This window comes from Teichococcus oryzae (assembly GCF_008386565.1).
GTDB classification, from domain to species: domain Bacteria; phylum Pseudomonadota; class Alphaproteobacteria; order Acetobacterales; family Acetobacteraceae; genus Pseudoroseomonas; species Pseudoroseomonas oryzae.
Window position 1 is genome coordinate 35375 of sequence record NZ_VUKA01000005.1, and the last position, 20308, is coordinate 55682.

General features: G+C 70.2%; 18 protein-coding genes and 1 pseudogene. 9 read left to right on the plus strand and 10 right to left on the minus strand.

Annotated elements, in window-relative coordinates; translation table 11 throughout:
* Positions 1-959: 959 nt before the first annotated feature.
* Positions 960-1511, plus strand: coding sequence for an addiction module antidote protein (locus tag F0Q34_RS22330; protein WP_241665457.1), 552 nt, complete (start codon positions 960-962; stop codon positions 1509-1511).
* A gap of 211 nt (positions 1512-1722) precedes the next feature.
* Here F0Q34_RS22330 and F0Q34_RS12005 read toward each other — a convergent pair whose 3' ends face one another.
* On the minus strand, positions 1723-3465 hold the full coding sequence (locus F0Q34_RS12005; protein WP_161600850.1) for a transglycosylase domain-containing protein: 1743 nt from the start codon (positions 3463-3465) through the stop codon (positions 1723-1725).
* A gap of 317 nt (positions 3466-3782) precedes the next feature.
* On the opposite strand from F0Q34_RS12005, the pseudogene F0Q34_RS22640 reads away from it, so the two are divergent.
* The 4 genes and pseudogenes from F0Q34_RS22640 to F0Q34_RS12020 form a co-directional block, all read left to right on the plus strand.
* Positions 3783-4124: pseudogene (locus F0Q34_RS22640) on the plus strand (TRAP transporter large permease subunit); the annotation flags it as partial.
* A 178-nt stretch (positions 4125-4302) separates the two neighbouring features.
* Positions 4303-5859, plus strand: a complete 1557-nt coding sequence (locus F0Q34_RS12015) for an FAD-dependent monooxygenase (protein ID WP_149812465.1) — start codon at positions 4303-4305, stop codon at positions 5857-5859.
* A 260-nt stretch (positions 5860-6119) separates the two neighbouring features.
* Positions 6120-6293, plus strand: a complete 174-nt coding sequence (locus F0Q34_RS21810; protein WP_161600851.1) for a hypothetical protein — start codon at positions 6120-6122, stop codon at positions 6291-6293.
* On the plus strand, positions 6290-6490 hold the full coding sequence (locus F0Q34_RS12020) for a hypothetical protein (protein WP_149812466.1): 201 nt from the start codon (positions 6290-6292) through the stop codon (positions 6488-6490). Before F0Q34_RS21810 ends, F0Q34_RS12020 begins: the two co-directional genes overlap by 4 nt.
* Before the next feature lie 63 nt (positions 6491-6553).
* On the opposite strand, the gene F0Q34_RS12025 is transcribed toward F0Q34_RS12020, so the two are convergent.
* The 5 genes from F0Q34_RS12025 to F0Q34_RS12045 are packed head-to-tail and all read right to left on the minus strand — an operon-like array spanning position 6554 to position 11718.
* On the minus strand, positions 6554-7783 hold the full coding sequence (locus F0Q34_RS12025; RefSeq protein ID WP_149812467.1) for a CaiB/BaiF CoA transferase family protein: 1230 nt from the start codon (positions 7781-7783) through the stop codon (positions 6554-6556).
* Positions 7780-8739, minus strand: a complete 960-nt coding sequence (locus F0Q34_RS12030) for a hydroxymethylglutaryl-CoA lyase (RefSeq protein ID WP_149812468.1) — start codon at positions 8737-8739, stop codon at positions 7780-7782. Before F0Q34_RS12030 ends, F0Q34_RS12025 begins: the two co-directional genes overlap by 4 nt.
* Before the next feature lie 34 nt (positions 8740-8773).
* Positions 8774-10285 (minus strand): tripartite tricarboxylate transporter permease, encoded by a 1512-nt coding sequence (locus tag F0Q34_RS12035; RefSeq protein ID WP_149812469.1) that lies wholly within the window; start codon positions 10283-10285, stop codon positions 8774-8776.
* Between the two features lie 6 nt (positions 10286-10291).
* Positions 10292-10723, minus strand: a complete 432-nt coding sequence (locus F0Q34_RS12040) for a tripartite tricarboxylate transporter TctB family protein (RefSeq protein WP_149812470.1) — start codon at positions 10721-10723, stop codon at positions 10292-10294.
* Positions 10720-11718: a Bug family tripartite tricarboxylate transporter substrate binding protein gene (locus tag F0Q34_RS12045; RefSeq protein ID WP_149812471.1), complete on the minus strand. Its 999-nt coding sequence runs from the start codon at positions 11716-11718 to the stop codon at positions 10720-10722. The genes F0Q34_RS12040 and F0Q34_RS12045 overlap by 4 nt, the downstream gene beginning before the upstream one ends.
* A gap of 209 nt (positions 11719-11927) precedes the next feature.
* Between F0Q34_RS12045 and F0Q34_RS12050 the strand changes: the two genes are divergently transcribed.
* The gene (locus F0Q34_RS12050; RefSeq protein WP_161600852.1) at positions 11928-12689 is read left to right on the plus strand and encodes an IclR family transcriptional regulator; all 762 of its coding nucleotides are present in this window, start codon (positions 11928-11930) and stop codon (positions 12687-12689) included.
* 39 nt (positions 12690-12728) lie between these two features.
* On the opposite strand, the gene F0Q34_RS12055 is transcribed toward F0Q34_RS12050, so the two are convergent.
* Positions 12729-14207: a M81 family metallopeptidase gene (locus F0Q34_RS12055; protein WP_149812473.1), complete on the minus strand. Its 1479-nt coding sequence runs from the start codon at positions 14205-14207 to the stop codon at positions 12729-12731.
* 70 nt (positions 14208-14277) lie between these two features.
* On the minus strand, positions 14278-15177 hold the full coding sequence (locus tag F0Q34_RS12060; protein WP_149812474.1) for a MurR/RpiR family transcriptional regulator: 900 nt from the start codon (positions 15175-15177) through the stop codon (positions 14278-14280).
* A 79-nt stretch (positions 15178-15256) separates the two neighbouring features.
* On the opposite strand from F0Q34_RS12060, the gene F0Q34_RS12065 reads away from it, so the two are divergent.
* Together F0Q34_RS12065 and F0Q34_RS12070 are read left to right on the plus strand one after the other, a co-directional pair.
* A complete protein-coding gene (locus tag F0Q34_RS12065; protein ID WP_149812475.1) occupies positions 15257-16261 on the plus strand; it encodes a Bug family tripartite tricarboxylate transporter substrate binding protein in 1005 nt (334 codons plus the stop codon).
* Positions 16262-16370: 109 nt separating this feature from the next.
* Positions 16371-18047, plus strand: coding sequence for an alpha/beta hydrolase (locus tag F0Q34_RS12070; RefSeq protein WP_149812476.1), 1677 nt, complete (start codon positions 16371-16373; stop codon positions 18045-18047).
* A 198-nt stretch (positions 18048-18245) separates the two neighbouring features.
* On the opposite strand, the gene F0Q34_RS12075 is transcribed toward F0Q34_RS12070, so the two are convergent.
* Positions 18246-18656 (minus strand): RidA family protein, encoded by a 411-nt coding sequence (locus F0Q34_RS12075; RefSeq protein ID WP_149812477.1) that lies wholly within the window; start codon positions 18654-18656, stop codon positions 18246-18248.
* Positions 18657-18834: 178 nt separating this feature from the next.
* Here F0Q34_RS12075 and F0Q34_RS12080 point away from each other — a divergent pair, with 178 nt between their 5' ends.
* Positions 18835-19431, plus strand: a complete 597-nt coding sequence (locus tag F0Q34_RS12080; RefSeq protein ID WP_241665458.1) for a TetR/AcrR family transcriptional regulator — start codon at positions 18835-18837, stop codon at positions 19429-19431.
* Between the two features lie 45 nt (positions 19432-19476).
* Here F0Q34_RS12080 and F0Q34_RS12085 read toward each other — a convergent pair whose 3' ends face one another.
* Entirely contained in the window at positions 19477-20244 is a 768-nt protein-coding gene (locus tag F0Q34_RS12085; protein ID WP_149812479.1) for an IclR family transcriptional regulator, read from the minus strand.
* Positions 20245-20308 lie beyond the last annotated feature (64 nt).

The following is a 20308-nucleotide window of genomic DNA, read 5'->3' on the forward strand; positions in this document are numbered from 1 at the left end:
TACTGCCAGCTGCGCTGGGCCATCGGAGCCCCACACGGGGCCAGCCGTGGCCTCCTTGATCGGGTTCCTGAACAAGAGGAACAAGACCTGCATCCGGCCGTCACACTCGCGCTTGCCGCCGCTACGCTTCTCGTGGCTCCGGGCGCTCGAAGGCAGCAGGCCAGCGCGATGACCTTCTTTGTCACCTCCATCAATCAGGACAGGGCGCGAACCTCGGCGGGCTCGCCGGAGCAGACGCTGCGGGTCTCTTGCAGTGGCGGTCGGCGCCGGTAATCACACTTGGCGAGCCTATCTCAGCGCCTCCGCTACCGCCGGAGCGCAGGCCGTGAATGCTCGGGACCGCACCGGGCGCGGGCCCTGGCGGAATGCGAAGGGCGATATAATCGCACAGGACCTCTCCTCGCTGCACAGCGATGGTAACGGGGGGTCCAAACAAACGGCGCTGACGGAGAAAGGTGAGGCGGTTAACAGCCGCGGCGACAATCCGGACAACCACGGCATCCTCACGGGATCGCAACCCGATGGAGGCGCTTTTCAGGGAAGCAGGGCCGGATCTGCGGGATCTGGACACTCGGCGGCAGCCACCGGAGGCGGTCCGATGCGAGGGAAGGGCCAATCTTGAAAGCGGCGTCACCCTGAGAGGTGCGACCAGTCGCGTTCGCCCTCCACAGTGTCCTCCTCCAACACACTGGTCTTGAGCAGACCGCGGACCACGGGCGCCAGTGGCCCCAGCCCCGGATTGCGCCGGGCCATCAAGGCCAGCGTGCCGCCTAGGCTGGAAGGGGAGATCGGTGCCAATGGCAGCCTGCCCTGCGCTGTGCATCGCCTTCAAGCTGGCCCGGCGCTGTCAGCCCGAGCACCGCCCGAGACACATCGCGCTTGCGCATCACAGACCGTGTCTCATGGGATACGTAGATGCCTGAGATCCGTCAGAGAGAGAGGAGTTCCGTGCGTAGGTGATGAGCCTTCGGGACGCTGTGGCCAAGGCGCGGATCGCCCTGCGGATCGAGCATGTCGGTCGCGGCCTGATGGGCGACATCAAACCCCTTGGCAACGGTGTCTCTGAACTGCGCATCGACCACGGCCCCGGTTACCGGGTCTTCCTCGCCCAGCGGGCCCAGGTGCTGGTGATCCTGCTGTGCGGCGGCGGTAAGAGTAACCCAGGCCAAGGACATCATCCTGGCCAAAGCCCTGGCCAGGGATCTGGAGGATTGATCGTGGCAACCAGGACCTTCGCGTTCGATGCGGCCGAGCTGCTGGGCAGCGCCGAAGCCCAGGCCGCCTACCTGTCCGAGATCATGGAGGGCGGCGACCCATCCGAGATTGCCCAGGCCATTGGCACGCTGGCGCGGGCACGCGGTATGACGGTTGTGGCCCGGGAGGCCGGCATGGGCCGTGAAAGCCTCTACAAGGCCCTCGGCGGCGAGGGAAACCCCGAGTTCGGCACCATCATGAAAGTGCTGGGGACCCTGGGGCTGGGTCTCTCCGTGAACCCGAGACACCCGGCCTAGGCACGCGGGCCAAGCAGAATAAAGACAAAGCGAAAAGCCTGGCCATGCCACGTGGTGAGCATGGCAGGTTCCGCCTGGAGCGGCCAACAGGGAACCATTCACCTACCCCCTCTGCTGCCAGCGGCTTTGTCAGAACCCTAGCGAGTGAACGAAAGAATGCTGGCAGGGACATGAGGACGGGTGTGGCAGGCAAGGTTCCAGCCGCCCCGAATCAGGCGCCTCGGGTGATATCGGTCATCACAGCGCGCCAGATCTGGGCCGGCAGGCCGCCGCCCGACACGCCCAGCATCGGCCTGTTGTCTCCATTGCCCAACCACACGCCGGCCACGTATCGCTCCGTGAAGCCGATGAACCATGCATCGCGGCTGGCTGTGGTGGTGCCTGTCTTGCCCGCCGCCCAGAAGCCGGGATCCGCGGCCCGCCCGGTGCCGCGCTGCACGACGCCGGCGAGCATCTGCCGCATGGCGTCGGCCTCCTGCGACCCGATGGTCTGCCGGATGTCCGACGGCTCCGGCAGGAGGCGGCTCAGGGTCTCGGCGCCCGTGGCGTCCTGCACCCTCTGCACGGCGTAGGGCACCACCATCCGACCATGATTGGCGACACTGGCGAAGGCCGCCGTGAGGTCGACCAGCCTCGCCTCGTAGGTGCCCAGCGCCAGGTCTCCGGCCTCCCCCTCCATATCGTCGCCGATGCGAAACGCCCGCAGCAGGCCGGCGATCTTGTCGGTGTTGCGCAGCGCCAGTCGCACGGCCGCCGTGTTGGAGGATTTCTCCAGCGCGGCCGCCAGCGAGATCTCGTCGAGGTACCGGTCGTCAAAATTTCGGACGGGGCGGCCCCCCAAGGTCAGGGCCGCGTCGCTGACCAGGCTGTCGGGCGCAGCGCCACGCTGCAACGCGGCGAGATACACGAAAAGCTTGGCGATCGAGCCGGGCTGCCGCCGGGCCTGGGTGGCATTGTCCCACTCCTTCTGCCGGTAGTCGCGTCCCCCCACCAGCCCGAGCACGGCGCCGTCATAGCGCATGACGACCACGGCCCCTTCCTCGATCTGGCCCGTGCGGCCATGTTGGCGCAGCGCCTGCTGCAGGTGCCGGTCCGCCGCCTGCTGAACCCGGATGTCCAGGGTCGTGGTGATCGTCCTGGTGCCTTCGCGCGCGGAGACGGGGGCATTGGCATTGGCTTCGATCTCGGCCCAGCGGGCGAGCCAGCCGATCTGTGTGCCGCGCGGATAGACCCCGCCCCAGGCCGAGCGGGAAGGAGCCAAGGCGATGGCCTGTTGCCGGGCACGGTTCGCCGCCCGTCGCGAAAGATAACCGGCCTCCACCATCTGCTCGATGACGCGGAAACCACGGTCGCGCGAGACAGGGAGGTTGCGATGCGGATTGTAGCGGTTAGGGGCAGGGAGCAGGCCGACCAGCATGGCCGATTCCAGCACGCTGAGGCTGCGCGCGTATTTGTTGAAGTAGACGCGGGCGGCCGCCTCGATCCCGTAGGCGTTGCCGCCGAAGAACACCCTGTTGAGATAGACGAACAGGATGTCCTCCTTGCTGAGATTGAGCTCCAGGATCGGCGCCAAGACGGGCTCCTCCAGGAGTTTCCGCACAATCGGGCTGTGCTCCTTGAGGTAGATCTCCTTGATGGTCTGCTGGGTCAGGGTGCTGCCGCCCTGGGTGCGGCCTGTCAGCGTCGACCAGATGGCGCGGGCCATGGCGCGCGGGTCGAGACCCCAATGCTCGTAGAACCGCCGATCCTCGCTCGCCACCAGAGCATCGATCAGGTGCTTGGGCAGCTGGGCGAAGGGGACCGTTGGAGCGTAGTAGGCACCCCGTGCGCCGATGAATTCGCCCTGCGCACTCAGGAAGCGCACGCCGTTCTCCCGGTTCTCGGTGATCAGGCGGCCGGCATCCGCGAGTTGCAGCGCCTCTGCCTCGCGCGGTGCCGCAGCCGCCAGCCCCATCAACGCCAGGAACTGTCGGCGGTTCAGGGGTACCGCGGGGCGGGAAGAAGGTGGCTGGTGCATGTGTTCTGATACACCGTGGCGCACCCGGCAGCAGCTCACAACATGCGACATGGATAAGGTGCGGCGCCAAGCAAGCAGTCCTTGGCGAGATGCCGAATGACTTGCAGCCACGACCTCTCTGGCCTTGGCTTCGTCCTGCGATGCCACCGTCTTTGTCCTTTGGCACCAAGGTCCATGATTTGGCCTCTCCGCCATAATATTGGTAAGCGATGATCGATGCCGGCATCGCGACCGGCGTGGTGGTGATGGTGATCATGGGCAGCGCCGCGGCGAGCTGGATCCTGACCTATGGCCAGGTGCCTCAGCGCTTCGCGGAATGGGTGTCGGCGGCACTGCGGGACCCCTGGCTGGTGATCCTGGCCATGAACCTCATCATGCTGCTGGTTGGCGGCCCGCTGGACCTCGCCCCCGCCATCCTGCTGCTGGCGCCTATCCTCGTGCCGCTGGCGCAGCAGATCGGCCCCGACCCGTTGCAACTGGGATTGATGATGGTGCTCAATCTGGGCATCGGCCTTTACACGCCGCCGGTGGGCACGGCGCTGTTCATCTCCTCCTCCATCGCCGCCAGCTCCATGGCGGAAACGGTGCGCGCCTTGTGGCCGTTCTTCTTTGCCGCCATCGCCCTGCTGGTGGCCATCAGCTACGTGCCGGCCCTCCGGTTCCGAGGCGGCGCCGGCCGCGCCTTCTCCCGGCCCCGCCGGGGCGCTTTCCACCGCCGGAGGGCGAAGGTAGTCTTTCCGCTTCCGGGGCTCCCGGCGGCGTGGAGGGCTGCGCATGTCCAATCCCGAGGTGCTGATCGCCGGCGCGGGCCCCACCGGGCTGGTGCTGGCCCTGTGGCTGGCCCGCCGCGGCATCCGCGTCCGCATCGTCGACAAGGCCGCGGAACCCGGCACAACCTCCCGCGCCCTGGCCATCCAGGCGCGCACGCTGGAATTCTACCGGCAGCTCGGCCTGGCGGAAGCGGTGGTGGCGGGCGGGGTGCCGCTCGCCGCCGCCAATCTCTGGGTCGGCGGCCGCCAGGTGGCACGGGCCGCCTTCGGGGAGATGGGCGAGGGGCTGAGCCCCTATCCTTATGTCCTGATCTTTCCCCAGGACAGGCATGAGCGCCTGCTGATCGCGCGCCTCGGAATGGAGGGCGTCACGGTGGAGCGGCGGACGGAGCTGCTCGACGTCGCCGGCAAGGGCCCGGGCCTGCGGGCGCGCCTCAGGCGGCAGGACGGCACGGAGGAGATCTGCGAGGCAGCCTTCATCGCCGGCTGCGACGGGGCCAGGTCGCATCTGCGGCAATTCCTCGGCATCGGCTTTCCGGGCGGCACCTACCAGCATCTGTTCTATGTCGCCGACGCGCAGGGCAGCGGGCCGGTGATGAATGGCGAGCTGCATGTATCGCTCGACGAGGCCGATTTCCTGGCCTCCTTCCCGATGAGCGGGCGGGGCCATGCGCGACTGGTCGGCATGGCCGAGGCGGATGAGGACGCAGATAGGGCGCCCGCCTGGGAGGATGTCGACAAGCGCCTGCTGCGCCGGCTGGGCGTCGAGGTCGAGCGGGTCAACTGGTTCTCGACCTATCGCGTGCATCACCGCGTGGCGGGCCGCTTCCGGCTGGGCCGCGCCTTCCTGCTAGGCGATGCCGCGCATGTCCACAGCCCCGTGGGCGGGCAGGGCATGAACACCGGCATCGCCGACGCCGTGAACCTGGCCTGGAAGCTGGCGGCGGTGCTGCGGGACGGCGCCCCGCCCGCCCTGCTCGACAGTTTCGAGCCCGAGCGGATCGCCTTCGCCCGGCGCCTGGTGGCCACCACCGACCGCGCCTTCACCCTGGTGACCAGCCCCGGCCGCCTCGCCCGCCTGGTCCGGACCGGCCTGGCGCCGTGGCTGTTTCCGGCGCTGGCGAAGGCGCCCTCCTTTCGCCGCCTGATGTTCCGCACCCTGTCCCAGACGGCGGTGCATTACCGCGCCGGCCCGCTGAGCGAGGGGCGGGCCGGCGGTATCGGCGGCGGGGACCGTTTGCCCTGGGTGGCCGCCGGTGCTTCCGCGGGCGGCCCTCCCGGCGGCGCGGGCGACAATTTCGCGCCGCTGGCTTCGCTGGACTGGCAGCTGCACATCCATGGCTCCGCCAACCCGGCCATGGCGCGGGCCTGCGACCGGCAGGGCCTGGCCCTTCACTGCTTCCCCTGGTCCGCCGCCGCGCGCCGGGCGGGGCTGAAGCAGGATGCCGCCTATCTCATCCGCCCCGATGGCCATGTCGGCCTGGCCGACCCCCACGCCGATCCGGCCACGCTGGAGCGCTATCTCGGCCGCCACAGGGCGCGGGCGGCCGGCGCGGCGTGAAGGGGGCAGGCCAGGGCGCCGCTGCTTCCTCCAAGTTGAAGTTGCTGCCGGGCATCCCCATATCAGTCATGCCATGTGCTTGAATTTTCCCCATTTTCGCTGCGCGGATCGCGCGGGTGTGCTGATCGCGGGCGTTTAGCCCCGGGCCCAGCCCTTCGCGCATCCGCCGCGCGGGCCCGGGGACATCCAGCACAAACAATCGCTGCGCGCGGCCACCGCGAGGCGCGGCGCCGCGCGCCCTGAATGGAGGATGAACCAACATGGTGATGAAGAACTTCACGGAACGGATCGGCGCGGACGCGATGGAGGCGAGGCTTGACGCGGCCCTGGCCGACACCTTCCCGGCCAGCGACCCTGTCTCGATCACGGTGCGCGAGCCGCCCCAGGGCCACACCGCCAGCGCCGATGCGCCCGCCGCGGGAGGCCGCCGATGAGCGGGCAGGTGATGGCGGACAATGCCGTGATGCGCGAGGCCTTCCACGCGGAGGAAAGCCGGCACAGGCAACAGGACGGGCAGCGGCATGGCGACATGACGCCAGGGCAGATGCGCTGGCTGATCGCGACGCTCCTGTTCCTGGCATGGATCGTTGCGCGGTCGGTGCTGCGCTGGTGGCCCCAGCTGCTGGGCTAAGGCAGAGCCCGATCGGGCGGGACCGCCTGATCGGGTGATGCCCGCCAGCCCGCCCAGGCGCCGTCAGCCCGGTTGCGGCTGCGGCGCCGCCGCCCCGTCGATCAGCACGCCGGAGCGGTGCAGCGCCTCGATCGATCCGGGATCAAAACCGGCGGAAACCAGGATTTCGCGCGTGTGCTCGCCGATCCGGGGCGGCTGCCGGCGCAGCGGGGCGCGATCGCGCTCCTCGCCGAATTCCAGCGGCAGCGCCGGCAGCGGCACCTCCGGACCGCCGCCCATGGCGGCGATGGCGGTGGCCAGGAGTCCGCCGCTGGCCAGCAGATGCGGGTCCTGCGCCAGTTGTTCCGGCCGCCCGACCGGCGAACAGGACACGTCGGCTGCCGCGCATTGACGGGTGGCCGTGTCGAAATCCAGCGCGCCAATGGTTTCCTGCAACCTGGGCAGCAGCCAGGCGCGCTCCCTGGCCCGCTGTGCGTTGGTGGCGAGGCGCGGGTCCTGCGCCAGCTCTGGCAGGCCGAAGCTGGCGCAGAAGCGCTGCCATTGCGCGTCGCTGGTGACGCCAATGAAAAGCTGCGTGCCGCAGGCGGCCTTGAACACGTCATAGATGCCCCAGGCCCCGCGCCGGGCGGGCATGGGCGGCGGCGGCTCGCCGACCGCCGCGCCCCCGGCCATGTGCGAGCCCATCAGGAACACGGAGGATTCGAACAGCGCGCTGCCGACCCGCTGCCCCTGCCCGGTCCTGTCCCGCTCCCGCAGCGCGGCGAGCACGCCGGTGACGCCGAACACGGCGCCCAGGATGTCGATGACGGAGGCACCGGCGCGCAGCGGCTGCCCGGGCGGGCCCGTCATGTAGGCGAGGCCGGTCTGGAACTGCACCACCTCATCCAGGGCGGGGCGGTTGCCATAGGGGCCGCTGAGGAACCCCTTCAGCGCCAGGTAGATCAGCCGCGGGTTCAGGTCGCGCAGCGCTTCCCAGCCGCATCCCAGGCGTTCCATGGTGCCGGGGCCGTAATTCTCCAGCACGATGTCCGCATCCGCAACCAGCCGATGCAGCGCCGCGCGTCCCTCCGCGTGCTTGAGGTCCAGCGCGATGCTGCGCTTGTTGCGGTTGAAGGTGGCGAAGAAACCGGCGGCGAAGCCCGGCAGGCGGCGCGTCCGGTCGCCATCGGGCGCGGGCTCCACCTTCACCACATCGGCGCCCATATCGGCCAGCAGCAGGCCGGCGCAGGGGCCCATGATGGTATGGCTGAATTCCAGCACCCGCAGGCCTCGCAGCGGCAGAGTCCCGCTCATGCGGCATGCGCCCGGAAGGCGGACAGGCTGCCGCCGCGCAGCGCGGCGCTGGGCAGGGTGTGGCCGACGATGCGCTCCGCCAGATGCCCGGCCTCGATCAGCGCGTCGGCGTCGATGCCGGTCGCGATGCCCATCTCCTCGCAAAGGAGAACCAGTTCCTCCGTCGCGATGTTGCCGGGCGCGCCCTTGTGCGCGGCGAAGGGGCAGCCGCCGAGCCCTCCCACGGTGGAATCATAACGCGTGACGCCGAGCCGCAGCCCCGCCATGGCATTGGCGATGCCGAGGCCGCGCGTGTCATGCAGATGCAGCCGCAGGGTCAGCTCCGGCCAGCGCTCCCGCACCGCGCCCACCACGCGCTCGATGCGGGCAGGCGTTGCCCATCCCATGGTGTCGGCCAGCGAAAGGTCGCGGATCGTCTGGTCGTATTCGGCGGCGATCGACAGCCCGTCGGCCACGGTCTGCACCACCAGCTCCGGCGTGATGTCGCCGGCGAAGTTGCAGCCGAAGGCGGCCATCACGCCGACGCGCTCCACCGCGATTCCGGCGGCGAGATGGGCCGCCGTCTGCCGCCGCATCGCCTCGATGTTGCCGGCCCGGTCGCGGTTCAGGTTGCGGCGGGAAAAGGCCTCGGACGCCGCGAGGGAAATGGAGCCGGTCATGCTCAGCCGGTCGCGGAAGGCCAAAGCGCGCTTCAGCCCCGCCTCGTTGAACCACAGCGCGTTGTAGGCGACGCCGGGGCGGGGCGTGAAGCCGGCGGCCACATCCTCGGCATCCGCCCAGCCGGGCACCAGCTTCGGCGAAACGAAGGAGCAGATCTGGATGTGGCGGATGCCGGTGGCGGAGAGCGCGTCGATCAGCGCGATCTTGTCGGCGGAGGCGATGGGTCCGGGCTCGATCTGGAAGCCCTCGCGCGGGCCTTCCTCATAGATCTCGATCCGGTCGGGCAGGTCGGACATGGAGGCTGTCTCCGTTCTGGGCCGCAGGAAGCGTTCAGGCGCCGCGAGTTGCGGCGGCCTCGCCGATGCGGCGGCGGGATTCCCGCAGGATGGCGATGGCGACGATGATGGCGGTGACGGCGTGCAGGCCGAGGGCGAGCGGGCTCTGGAACAGCGTCCAGACATCACCGCCGCTGGCGGCGAGCGCCCGGCGCAGGCTCTGCTCCATCGGCGTGCCGAGGATGATGCCGAGCACCACCGGCACGAGCGGAATGCTCATCTTGCGCAGCAGGTAGCCGAACACGCCGAAGCCCACCATCATCAGCAGGTCGAAGGAATTCTGGTTGACGGAATAAACGCCGAGGAAGCTGACGGTGACGACGCCGGGCATCAGGTAATGCGGCGGCACGCTGAGCAGCTTCGCGAAGATGCCGACCAGCGGGATGTTCAGGATCAGCAGGATGATGTTGCTGACATAGAGCGCCGCCACCAGCCCCCAGACGATGTCCGGCTGCTGCTGGAACAACAGTGGTCCCGGCTGCACGTTCAGCGTCACCAGCATGCCGAGCATGATGGCCGTGGTGCCGCTGCCCGGCACGCCGAGCGTCAGCATCGGCACCAGGCTGCCGCCGGCCGCGGCGTTGTCCGCCGCCTCGGGCGCCGCGACGCCGCGCGGGTCGCCCTTGCCGAAGGTGTTCTCCTTGTCGGAAACGCGCTTCTCCAGGGCGTAGCCCATGAAGCTGGCCAGGGTGGCCCCCGCGCCCGGCAGCACGCCGATGACGAAGCCGAGCAGGCTGGCGCGCAGGGAGGTGGCGGGATAGGTCAACCGGCGCAGCGCCGTGGTGCGCCGCCCCACCGGCACCTGCTCGACGGGGCCGGTCCGCCGCTGCTCGATATAGATCAGGAACTCGCTGATGGCGAAAAGCCCGATCGCGACGATGACGAAGTCGATGCCCTCATACAGCTCATAGGCGCCGAAGGTGAAGCGCGGGATGCCTGTCGCCGGGTCGATGCCCACCGTGCCAATGACGAGGCCTAGCAGCCCGGCCACCAGGGTCTTGGCTGGGTTGCCCGTGGCGATGCCGCCGACGATGATGATGGCCATGACATAGAGCGCGAAATATTCGCGCGGCCCGAAATGGATGGCGGCCATGGCCAGGCTGGGCGCCAGCACGGTCAACCCGACCGTCGCCAGCGTGCCGCCGAAGAAGGAGGAAATGGCCGAGATCGCCAGCGCATCGGCGGCGCGGCCCTTCTTGGCCATGGGAAAGCCGTCAATGCAGGTGACGACGGCGGAGGAATCGCCCGGGATGTTCAGCAGGATGCTGGCGATGCGCCCGCCGAACATGCTGCCGTAATACACGCTGGTCAGCAGGATCAGCGCGGAGACGGGCGAAAGATCCAGGCTGAAGGCCAGCGGGATCAGGATGGCGATGCCGTTCACCGGCCCGATGCCCGGCAGCGCGCCGATCACCGTGCCGACAAAGCAGCCGATAAAGGCAACCAGCAGGTTCATCGGCTGCGCCGCCACGGCGAAGCCATTCGCCAGGGAGGGAATGATGTCCATGGCGCCCTATCCTCCGAAGGCGATGCCGGGCGGCAGCGGAATGCCGAGAAGCCAGTCAAACAGGGCGAAGGCGCCGAGGCTCGTCGCCGCGCCGCCGCCCAGCGCCTGCGGCAGCCGGGCGCCGAGCATGGCGGTGAGGCAGGTGACCATCAGCAGCGTGGCCAGGATGAAGCCCATGGGCTGCAGCAGCAGCGCATAGGCCACCAGCACCACCACCGTGGCGGCCTGCGAAAGCAGGTAGCGCCCGGTCGACCATTCCGGCTCCGGATCGGGGCGCAGCACCAGGTAAAGGCCGAGCAGCCCCAGCGGCGGGGCCAGGAGCTCGGGAAAGAAGGCCGGGCCCATCGGGTCGCCGAAATCCACGGCGTAGGAACCCGCTTCCCAGCTGTACCACCCGGCGAACAGCGCCAGCAGCACGCCCACGATCCGGTCGCTCATGAGATGATGCCGATTTCCTGCGAAAGGCTGCGCAGCTCGGTGACCATGTTGGCCACGAAGCGCTCGAATTCCGGGCCGGAGCGCCAGATGGGCTGCAGGCCGGAGCGGCGCGCCGCTTCCTTCCAGCCGTCGCTGTCGTAAACGCGCTTCAGCCCGGCGACCATGGCGTTGTAGTGCTCGTCGGACACGCGGCCGCCGGTGTAGAAGCCGCGCCAGTTCAGCCCCACCACGTCAAAGCCCTGCTCCCGCGCGGTGGGGATGTTGGCGAAGCTGCCCGCCAGCCGCGCCTCGGACATGGTGCCCAGCACGCGAATCTGCCCGGCCTCGACAAAGCCCGCGATCTCGGCGAGGTCGGTGGAGACCACCTCGACATGGCCGCCCAGCATCTGCGTCACCGCCGGCCCGCCGCCATCGTAATGGATCCAGCGGAACTTCTTCAGGTCGGCCGAGGCGATGCCGGCCTTCTGCGCCAGCAGCAGCAGGCGGAGATGGTCATAGCCGCCGAGGCTGCTGGAGCCGCCGGTGACGACGCTGGTGGGATCGCTTTTCAGCGCGTCGAGGAAGTCCCCCAGCGTCTTGAAGCGGGAATCGGCGCGGACCAGGATCACCCCGGTATCCGCCCCCAGCATGGCCAGCCAGCGGACGCGGTCCACATCGCCCGGATAGCGGCGCTGCGCGATCTGCGTCAGCCCCACCGTGCTGGTGGCCACGAAAAGGTTGTTGTCGCTGTTGCGGCGGCCGGTGACGTTGGCATAGGCGACGGCGCCCACCGCGCCCGGCATGTTCGAGACCTGCACCGGCTGCTCGACGACCTTCAGCTCCTGCATCAGCCGTCCCACCGTGCGGCAGGTGAAATCCCACCCGCCGCCCGGCGCGGAGGGGGCGATGCATTCCGGCCTTGGCCCGACAAAGGCCGAGGCCGGCCGCGCGAGGGCCAGGCCGGCGAGGCCCAGCATGCCGGCGGCGAGTTCGCGCCTGCCCGCGGTGATCTTCATGCGGCGTTTCCTTTCTTTCCCGTGCGGCGCAGCCATGCCCGCGCCCTGCCGGGCCGGAGCATGGGAGCGGGCCAATGGCGCGGCCCGCCTGCCTGGCCGGCAATGTTTCCCCGATCTGCGTGGCGGGCTCTGCGACCCGCTTTACAGCTTGGCAAGGCCGTCCTATCCAACAGGACGGCCATTCCATTTTCAGGGTTCATCGCCGCGCCATGGCTGTCAAGTCCTTGTTGCCCCCGCGCGAACCCGCGCCACATCCGGCCACGGCCCAGCCCGGCGGGATCGCGGCGGTGGAGCGGGCGCTGCGCGTCCTGCACGCCTTTGGCGAAGGGGATCGCGGCCTGACGCTGGCGGAGCTTTCCCGCCGCACCGGCCTCTACAAGAGCGCGCTGTCCCGCATCATGGCGACGCTGATCCGGCACCGCTTCGCCCTGCGGCACGATGACGGGCGGTATGGTCTGGGGCCCGCCCTTTACCATCTGGGCAGCCTTTACGAGCGCTCCATCGACCTGAACGGCGCGCTGTCGCCGGCCCTGCGCGCCCTGGCGCAGCAGACCGGCGAAAGCGCCTCCTTCTACATCCGCCAGGGCGACCGGCGGCTGTGCCTGATGCGCGTCGATGGCTGCCACCAGGTGCGCGACCACATCCCGGTGGGTTCGCTGCTGCCGATCGACCGTGGCGCGGCCGGGCGCGTCCTGACGCATTTCACCGCGCCCGGCATCACCCCGCGGGAGCCCGCCAGGGTCGTGACCTCCATGGGCGAGCGGGACCCCGAGCTGGCCGCCGTGGCCGCCCCTGTTTTCGGCGCGGGCCAGCGGCTGATGGGCGTGCTGTGCGTGGCCGGCACGGCGACCCGGCTTTCGGATGCGGAGCGGCTGCGCGGCATCCGGGAACTGGTGTTCGGCGAAGCCGCCCGCCTGACGCTGGCCCTGGGCGGCGATGCCGCGGTTTTCTCGCGGCCGGAGGCGGAATAGGGAAGCGGCCCGCCGCTCCCCTCGCCCCGGCGGGACCGCTCAGCCGGCCTTGCCCCCGAGCGGGTACAATTCCGCCGGCGCGTGGCGGAACCGGAAGGCCGCGATGTCCAGCGCCGCCGGGCCGGGCGCGTCCACGTCGATCATGCGGGCCATCAGCGGCTCGAAGGCGGCGCGGAAATGGTTCTTCGCCTTCACGCACAGCAACGCCAGCCGCGTCACATCCACCTGGTGCAGGTCGAAGAAGCCGGGATCACTGGGGGAGATGCAGCGGGAGGTCACGATCACCCGCACCTGGCCGATGGTGATGACGGCGGTGGGGCCGAGATCCACCGCCATGCCGCCCAGCACCGGCCCGCGATTGCGGAAGCGCCCATCGGTCAGCAGGGACACGGTGCCGGAGAACGGCACCGGCGGGCCGTAGGCGCGCGTCAGCCGCGCGCCCATCTCCCCCGAGAGCGTGGCCCCGAGCCCCGCTTCCCGCGCCCGCAGCACCAGATCCGGGTCGCAATGGAACGCCACCACCGTCGGCACCTCGGGCGGGCGGGCCAGCACGGCGCGCAACAGTTCCGGGGTGTCGCCGATGCCGCCGGAATAAGGGTTGTCGCCGGCATCAATGACGGCGGTGGGCCAGGCACCCCCTTCCAGCGCCTGGCGCAGCCCTTCGGCGGCGCCGGGCAGGCGGATGTAGAAGGCATCGCGCCGCGCCGCGTAGTCGTTGATCAGCGATGCCGCCGCCCGCTCCGCCAGCGTCGCGTCGGCATCGGCGAACACCATCACCCCCGCTCCGGCCGAGGGCGTGTCGCCATAGCTGAAGCCGCCGAAGACGCTGGCATCCAGCACGCCCGGCAGGGCCTCGGCCGCACGGGCGGCTTCTTCCATCGCGGCCATCGGCCCGGCTGCGGTGCGCATGTTGATGCTGGGCAGGATGGCGCCCAGCTTGAGGATGCGGCCCACCGGGCGCGTTTCCCCTTCCACCGCCGCCCGCAGCATTTCCAGCGCGCGCCGCCCTGTGGGCCGCATGTCGATATGCGGATAGGTGCGGTAGGCCGTGCCCGCATCGATCAGCGTGGCGATGGCGGGGTGCATGTTGGCGTGGAGGTCGAAGCTGGCGGCCAGCCTCACCCCCGGGCCGACCGTGTCCCGCACGCGCCGGACCAGCTCCAGATCGGCCAGCGGCAGGTCTTCCACCACCATGGCGCCGTGCAGGGAAAGATAAACGGCATCGAAGCTGCCACCACGCAGTCCTTCCAGGATCTCCGCGCTGACCTGCTCGAACACCGCGCGGCGCAGGATGCCGCCGGGCATGGCGGCCGCCTGCCGCAGGAACACCGCTTCCCAGCCGGGATGCGCGTCCAGGAAGTCCAGGGCGCCGCCGATCTCGGTCTCGGTGTTCCGGTACACGCCGCGCGCCGCGTCGCCCGCCACCCATTCGGAGGCGTGGAAATCCTCGATCCCGGCCGGCACCGGGCTGAAGGAATTGCCTTCGTGCCAGAGCCGGGCGATCGCCAGCCGGGTCATGCCCGGAAACCTTTCGCGCCGGCCGCGACGGAAGGGGCGCCGCGCGAATGGCGGCGCGGGGGGATGCGGGTCATGCCGGAAGCTCCTTGTCGGGAAGGTATTGGGACAGGGCGAGCAGCCTTTCCTCGGTTTCGCGCAGCCGCGCCAGCGCGGCTTCCCCGCCCAGGAGAAAGCAAGCGGCGACCAGCGCCTGCGCCGTGGCCAGGGCGCCGGTCAGGCTGGGAAAGAAGCCGGGGGTGGCGGCGGCCTCGAACAGCAGCAGGTGGTCGGCCCCTTCCACCACCGGCGCGTCGGCGCGGTCCGCCAGGGCGATCAGCAGGCAGCCCGCCTCCCGCGCTGCCCGGGCCAGCCGGAGGCCCGTCCGCGAATAGGGGGCGAAGGTGACCAGCAGCACCGCGTCGCCGGGGCGGAAGGCGCCGAGATCGAGGTCCTCGGGCCGGTCGCCCCCCACCAGCCGCGTTTCCTCCGGGCGAAACAGGCTCAGCTGGTAATGCAGCAATTGCGCGACGGCGCGGCAGGAACGGAAGCCCGCCGCCCAGGCGCGCGGCGCCGCATGCAGCGCTTCCGCCGCCCGGCCGATCCGCGCCGCATCGGTGCGGGCCAGGCTGGCGGCATCGGCGGCCAGGATGCTGCCCGCCAGGGCCATGGCGGGGCTCGCGGCGGAAGTGGGGGCAAGGATGGAGGCGCCGGGCGCCATCTGGCGGAGGCGGGCGGAGAATGGGCGGGAAGCGGCCTGGCGCTGGTTCTCGATCAACGCTTCCCGCAGCGCGTCCCAGCCGGCATAGCCGAGCGCCTGGGCCAGCCGCGTGAAGCTGGCGGGCTGGGCGCCGGCCGCCGCCGCCAGGTCCCGCATGGAACGGGTGGCGGCATCAAACTCATGCCTGGCCACGAAGCGGGCAACATCCTGCAGGCGTGGCGGCAGATCAGGCAGGGCGCGCCGCAGACGGTCGAAAGGCGCTGGGGCGGTCATGAAATGCGTGTTGCACAAGGCGGAAGTTGCTGCAACGTTTGGATCATCGAGACATGTTCATCCATCAGGGAAAACTTGCATGACCAGCCGCCGCGCCCTTCTCGCCACGCCATTCGCCGCAGGGCTGGGCACCCTGGCGGCCCCCTCGCCGCTGCGGGCGCAGGACAAGTTCCCAGACCGTCCCATCCGCCTCGTCGTGCCCTTCACCCCAGGCGGCGCGGTGGACCTGACGGGGCGCCTGCTGGCGGAGATGCTGCCCCCGGCCCTGGGCCAGAGCCTGATCGTGGAGAACCGCGGCGGCGCCGGCGGCAATCTGGGCGGCGACAATGTCGCCAAGTCTCCGAAGGACGGCTATTCCCTGCTGCTGGGCACCGCGACCATCCTGGCGGCCAACAAGTTCCTGTTCCGCAAGTCGATGCCCTTCGACCCCATCACCGACCTGGCGCCGGTCAGCCGGGTGGCCACGGGCACGGTGCTGCTGGTGGTCAATGCCGACCGGCCCTGGAAAAGCTTCGCCGAGCTGATCGCCGCGGCGAAGGAGAAGCCGGGGCGGATCACCATGGGCTCCTCCGGCACCGGCGCCGTCAGCCACCTTTCCCTGGCGGCGGTGAACAAGGCGGCGGGCGTCGAGATCACCCATGTGCCCTATCGCGGCGGCGCGCCGGCCATCCAGGACCTGCTGGCCGGCAACATCGACATGATGTTCGACGTGATCCCCGCCCTGATGCCGCATGTGCGGGAAGGCCGCTTCCGCGCCCTGGCCGTGGGCAGCGCGCAGCGCGTGACCTATGTGCCGGAGCTGCGCGACGTGCCGGGCATGGCGGAGCTGCTGCCCGGCTCCGGCATCGACGCGCAATCCTGGTATGGCGTCATGGCCCCCGCCGGCACCCCGGCCGACCGCATCGCCCTGCTGCACCGCGCCGTGCGGGAGGTGGCGCAGTCCGACGCCTTCCGCGCCAAGATGGAGCCGCTGGGCTTCGCGCCCGTCAGCGACGCTTCCCCCGCGGCCTTCGCGGAATATCTGCGCGCCCAGGAACAGGTGTGGAAGGGCCTGGTCGAGGCATCGGGCGCGACGCTGGATTGAGCGCCGCCGGCTGCGGCCCCAGGCACGGGCCCTGGACAAGGAAGCGCTTTCCCGGCAGGCCGGGAAGCCCGGCCGCCGGCCGCGATGCGTTTTCCCGAAGGAGGGCCCGATGGCCGGCAGCGCCGTCAACCGGTGGATCGACAATGGCTTCATCCGTTCCCTTTGCGGCACCGGGCTCTGGCTCGGCACGCTGTTCTTCGCGGGATCGCTGACGCCGAGCCTCGTGCCGCGCGACGCCCTGCTGCAAGGCATCCTTTCGGGCCTTTCCTTCACGCTCGGCTACGGCATCGGCGTGCTGCTGCGCGCGCTTTGGCGCTTTCTCGGCCTGCCGGGCTTCGACCGGGGGCGCGCCGGCCTGGCGTTGAAGCTGCTCGCGGCCGCGCTTTGCGTCGGGGTGGCGGCGGGCTTTCTTTGGCAGGCCTCGGACTGGCAGAACTCGATCCGCATCCCGATGGGCCTGGCGCCGGTCGAGGGCGCCCGGCCCGCCTTTGTGGGGCTGGTCGCGGCGGCCGTCGCGCTGGCCCTGCTGCTGCTCGGGCGCTTGTTCAAGGTGGTCGCCCGCAAGGCGGCCCACCCGATCGGCCATGTCGCGCCGCGCCGCGTGTCCATCCTCGGCGGCATCGCCATCGCTGCTATCGGCTTCTGGGCGATCGGCAACGGCATCATCCTGAAGGCCGGCATCCGCGCGATGGATTCCAGCTACAGCAGCCTCGACGCGCTGATCGATGACGAGCTGCGGCCGCCGGTCGATCCGCTCAAGACAGGCAGCGGCGCCTCGCTCCTGCGCTGGGACGATCTGGGACGCATGGGGCGCGCGGCCGTCGCGGCCGGGCCGACGCGCGGCGAGATCGAGGCCTTCACCGGCCAGCCCGCGCTGGAGCCGCTGCGGATCTATGTCGGGCTGAACTCGGCGGACAGCATCGGGGAGCGGGTCGAGCTGGCCTTTGGGGAAATGCAGCGGGTCGGCGCCTTCACGCGGTCGGTCCTGGTTGTCACCACGCCGACCGGCACGGGCTGGCTCGACCCGGCCAGCCAGATGCCGCTCGAATACCTGCATGGCGGCGATGTCGCGACCGTCGCCATCCAGTATTCCTACACGCCGAGCTGGCTCACGCTGATGGTCGAGCCGACCTATGGCGCGGACACGGCGCGGCAGCTTTTCCGCAGGGTCTACGACCATTGGCGGCAGCTGCCGGAGGAAAGCCGGCCGCGCCTCTACCTGCACGGCCTCAGCCTGGGCGCGCTGAATTCCGACCTGTCGGTGGATCTTTTCGATGTTATCGGCGCGCCGTTCCAGGGTGCGCTCTGGAGCGGCCCGCCCTTTTCCAGCCGCACCTGGCGGCAGGCCACCGCGCAGCGGGACCCGCAATCGCCCGCCTGGCTGCCGCGCTTCCGCGACGGCTCGGTTGTCCGCTTCACCGGCCAGGCCAACACGCTCCGGGAGGCCGCCGCGCCCTGGGGGCCGCTGCGGATCGTCTACCTCCAATATGCCAGCGACCCGATCACCTTCTTCGAGCCGGGCTCGGCCTTCCGCGCGCCGGACTGGCTGGCGGAGCCGCGCGGGCCGGACGTGTCGCCGGCGCTGCGCTGGTATCCCTTCATCACCTTTCTGCAGCTCGCCCTCGACATGGCGGTCGCCACGACGACGCCCATGGGCCACGGCCATGTTTACGCGCCGGAGCATTACGTGGACCCCTGGATCGAGGTGACGCAGCCGCCGGGCTGGCCACGCGAGCGGGCCGATGCGCTCAAGCGGCATCTGCGCGCTCGCATGGAAGGCGCCTAGGGCATTCTCCGTTCGCGCTGGCTCCACTTCAAATGCTCTGGCTCCTTGTTCTGCCGGGCATCTTGACCCGATCAGGCGATCCCGCCCGATCGGGATCCGCTCCAAGGCCGGCGGGAGCCAGGGGCCGTCTTATTCAGGCGGCCTCCGGCCCTGCCCCGGCCGGCCCCTAACAGGAGGCCGGCGGCATGAGGCCGCCGCTCATGCCGGGGCGGCGGCGCCTGCCGGAATGCGGGCGATCACCTTGATCTCGAAATCGAAGCCCGCCAGCCAGGTCACGCCAACCGCCGTCCAGTTGGGATAAGGCGGCTCACCGATGACCTTCTGCCGCACCGCCATGACGGTGCCGAGCTGGTTTTCCGGATCGGTGTGGAAGGTGGTGACGTCCACCACGTCCCGCAGGCCGCACCCGGCTGCCTTCAGCACCGCCTGCAGATTGTCGAAGGCCCGCTGCACCTGCTGCCCGAAATCCGGCTCGGGCGAGCCGTCGTCGCGGCTGCCGACCTGGCCGGAAACAAACAGGAGGTCGCCGGAGCGGATCGCGGCGGAATAGCCATGCGCCTCATAAAGCGCGTGCCGGTTGGCGGGAAAGATCGCTTCGCGGTCGGACATGCTGGTTCCTTTCAGGAGGCGGCGAGCCCGCCCGGCGGCATGGGCCGGGGTCGGTGTCGGTGCCGGGGCTTCATTGTTCGATTCGAATTCGATATACGCGGCGTATGTGAACCGGTCGCAGAACGCGCCGCGCCTGTCAATTCGGATACGCGGCGTATGTGAAAAACAGGAGCTGGACTTGCCCCCGAAACGGCGTTCCGAGATGATGGAGGAAACCCGCGCGAAGCTGATCCGCGCCGGCCGGGCGGCCTTCGCCGAGAAGGGCTACGCGGCGGCCTCGATGGACGAGCTCACCGCCGGGGCCGGCCTGACGCGCGGTGCGCTTTACCACAATTTCGGCGACAAGCGGGGGCTGCTGCAGGCGGTGGTCAACCAGATCGACGCGGAAATGGCCGCCCGCGCCCGGGCCATCGGCAGCCGGGCGGAGAACGCCTGGGAAGGATTGCTGGCCGAGGGGGCGGCCTATATCGAAATGGCGCTGGAGCCGGAGGTGCAGCGCGTGGTGCTGCTCGACGGGCCCGCCGTTCTGGGCGATCCGTCGCGCTGGCCCAGCCAGGATGGCTGCCTCCGCACAACGGTGGACACCGTGCGGGGGCTGATCGCGCAAGGCGTCCTCAAGCCTGTGGATGCCGAGGCGGCCGCCCGCCTCCTGAACGGGGCCGCCCTGAACGCCGCGCTCTGGACCGCGGCCAGTTCCGATCCCCCGGCCGTGCTTCCCCGGGCGGTGGAAGCGTTCCGCTGCCTCGCCACGGGATTGCTGGCGGCCAGGGCGTGACCATTCCGCCGCGCCGCCCGCATGGCCGGCGCGGCGGCGAAGCCGTCAGCCCGCTCCCATGGCGGCGCCGACCTGGCGGATCATGTGCAGCAGGCGGGGACCGATCGCTTCCAGCCGCCGGGCCTCCACCGCGAAGCCGATCGCCGAGCAGCTGAAGCTGAAGACGCTGCCCCGCCGGGGATCGACAAAGGGCGCGCCGATCGCCGCCACATCGGCGCGGAGCTGCCCGGCCACGATGCAGAAGCCGGCCTGCTCCAGCTGCGCGAAGGACGCGGCGAGCGCCGCTTCCTGCGCTGGCCAGTCAGCCCCGGCGGCGTCGCGCAGGCGCCGCAGGATCTCCTGCCGCCGCCGCCTTTCCATGGCGAACAGCGCCGCATGGCCGAGCGCGGTGCGGGCGATCGGCAGCCGCGCGCCCATCTCGCTCGCCACCACCACCTGGCCGGCCTTCTGCGCCAGCTCGAAATGCAGCATCTCGTCGCCCACCGGCATGGCGAGGTCGACCGGCAGGTCCACCTCCTCGCTCAGCGCCCGCATCAGCGGCGCGGCGATGCCGCGGATGTCGAGATTGGCCAGCCGGGCCAGCCCGAGCCGCAGCGCGGCCGGCCCCAATTGCCATCCGAGGCCTTCCACCCGCTCCAGATAGCCGAGTGACGCCAGGCTCAGCGCCAGGCGCGACAGCGTGGACCGCGTCAGGCCGAGGCTGTCGGCCAGCACCAGCCCGGCAACAGGGCGGGGCGATGCTGCCACCGCTTCCAGGATCTGGAAGCTTTTGCGCAGGGTGGTGGGAACGGCGTCGGCGGCGGGAAAGGTCATGCCGGGAAGGTAGCAGCGCAGCCCTCAAGGGCAATCCCGCATTTTGGGATGCGATCCTGTATAT

Excerpts from the sequence above, each read along its gene's own strand:
- F0Q34_RS22330 (WP_241665457.1), top strand. The coding sequence starts at position 960 with ATGAGCCTTCGGGACGCTGTGGCCAAGGCGCGGATCGCCCTGCGGATC.
- F0Q34_RS12005 (WP_161600850.1), bottom strand. The coding sequence starts at position 3,465 with ATGGGGCTGGCGGCTGCGGCACCGCGCGAGGCAGAGGCGCTGCAACTC.
- F0Q34_RS12015 (WP_149812465.1), top strand. The coding sequence starts at position 4,303 with ATGTCCAATCCCGAGGTGCTGATCGCCGGCGCGGGCCCCACCGGGCTG.
- F0Q34_RS21810 (WP_161600851.1), top strand. The coding sequence starts at position 6,120 with ATGGTGATGAAGAACTTCACGGAACGGATCGGCGCGGACGCGATGGAG.
- F0Q34_RS12020 (WP_149812466.1), top strand. The coding sequence starts at position 6,290 with ATGAGCGGGCAGGTGATGGCGGACAATGCCGTGATGCGCGAGGCCTTC.
- F0Q34_RS12025 (WP_149812467.1), bottom strand. The coding sequence starts at position 7,783 with ATGAGCGGGACTCTGCCGCTGCGAGGCCTGCGGGTGCTGGAATTCAGC.
- F0Q34_RS12030 (WP_149812468.1), bottom strand. The coding sequence starts at position 8,739 with ATGTCCGACCTGCCCGACCGGATCGAGATCTATGAGGAAGGCCCGCGC.
- F0Q34_RS12035 (WP_149812469.1), bottom strand. The coding sequence starts at position 10,285 with ATGGACATCATTCCCTCCCTGGCGAATGGCTTCGCCGTGGCGGCGCAG.
- F0Q34_RS12040 (WP_149812470.1), bottom strand. The coding sequence starts at position 10,723 with ATGAGCGACCGGATCGTGGGCGTGCTGCTGGCGCTGTTCGCCGGGTGG.
- F0Q34_RS12045 (WP_149812471.1), bottom strand. The coding sequence starts at position 11,718 with ATGAAGATCACCGCGGGCAGGCGCGAACTCGCCGCCGGCATGCTGGGC.
- F0Q34_RS12050 (WP_161600852.1), top strand. The coding sequence starts at position 11,928 with ATGGCTGTCAAGTCCTTGTTGCCCCCGCGCGAACCCGCGCCACATCCG.
- F0Q34_RS12055 (WP_149812473.1), bottom strand. The coding sequence starts at position 14,207 with ATGACCCGGCTGGCGATCGCCCGGCTCTGGCACGAAGGCAATTCCTTC.
- F0Q34_RS12060 (WP_149812474.1), bottom strand. The coding sequence starts at position 15,177 with ATGACCGCCCCAGCGCCTTTCGACCGTCTGCGGCGCGCCCTGCCTGAT.
- F0Q34_RS12065 (WP_149812475.1), top strand. The coding sequence starts at position 15,257 with ATGACCAGCCGCCGCGCCCTTCTCGCCACGCCATTCGCCGCAGGGCTG.
- F0Q34_RS12070 (WP_149812476.1), top strand. The coding sequence starts at position 16,371 with ATGGCCGGCAGCGCCGTCAACCGGTGGATCGACAATGGCTTCATCCGT.
- F0Q34_RS12075 (WP_149812477.1), bottom strand. The coding sequence starts at position 18,656 with ATGTCCGACCGCGAAGCGATCTTTCCCGCCAACCGGCACGCGCTTTAT.
- F0Q34_RS12085 (WP_149812479.1), bottom strand. The coding sequence starts at position 20,244 with ATGACCTTTCCCGCCGCCGACGCCGTTCCCACCACCCTGCGCAAAAGC.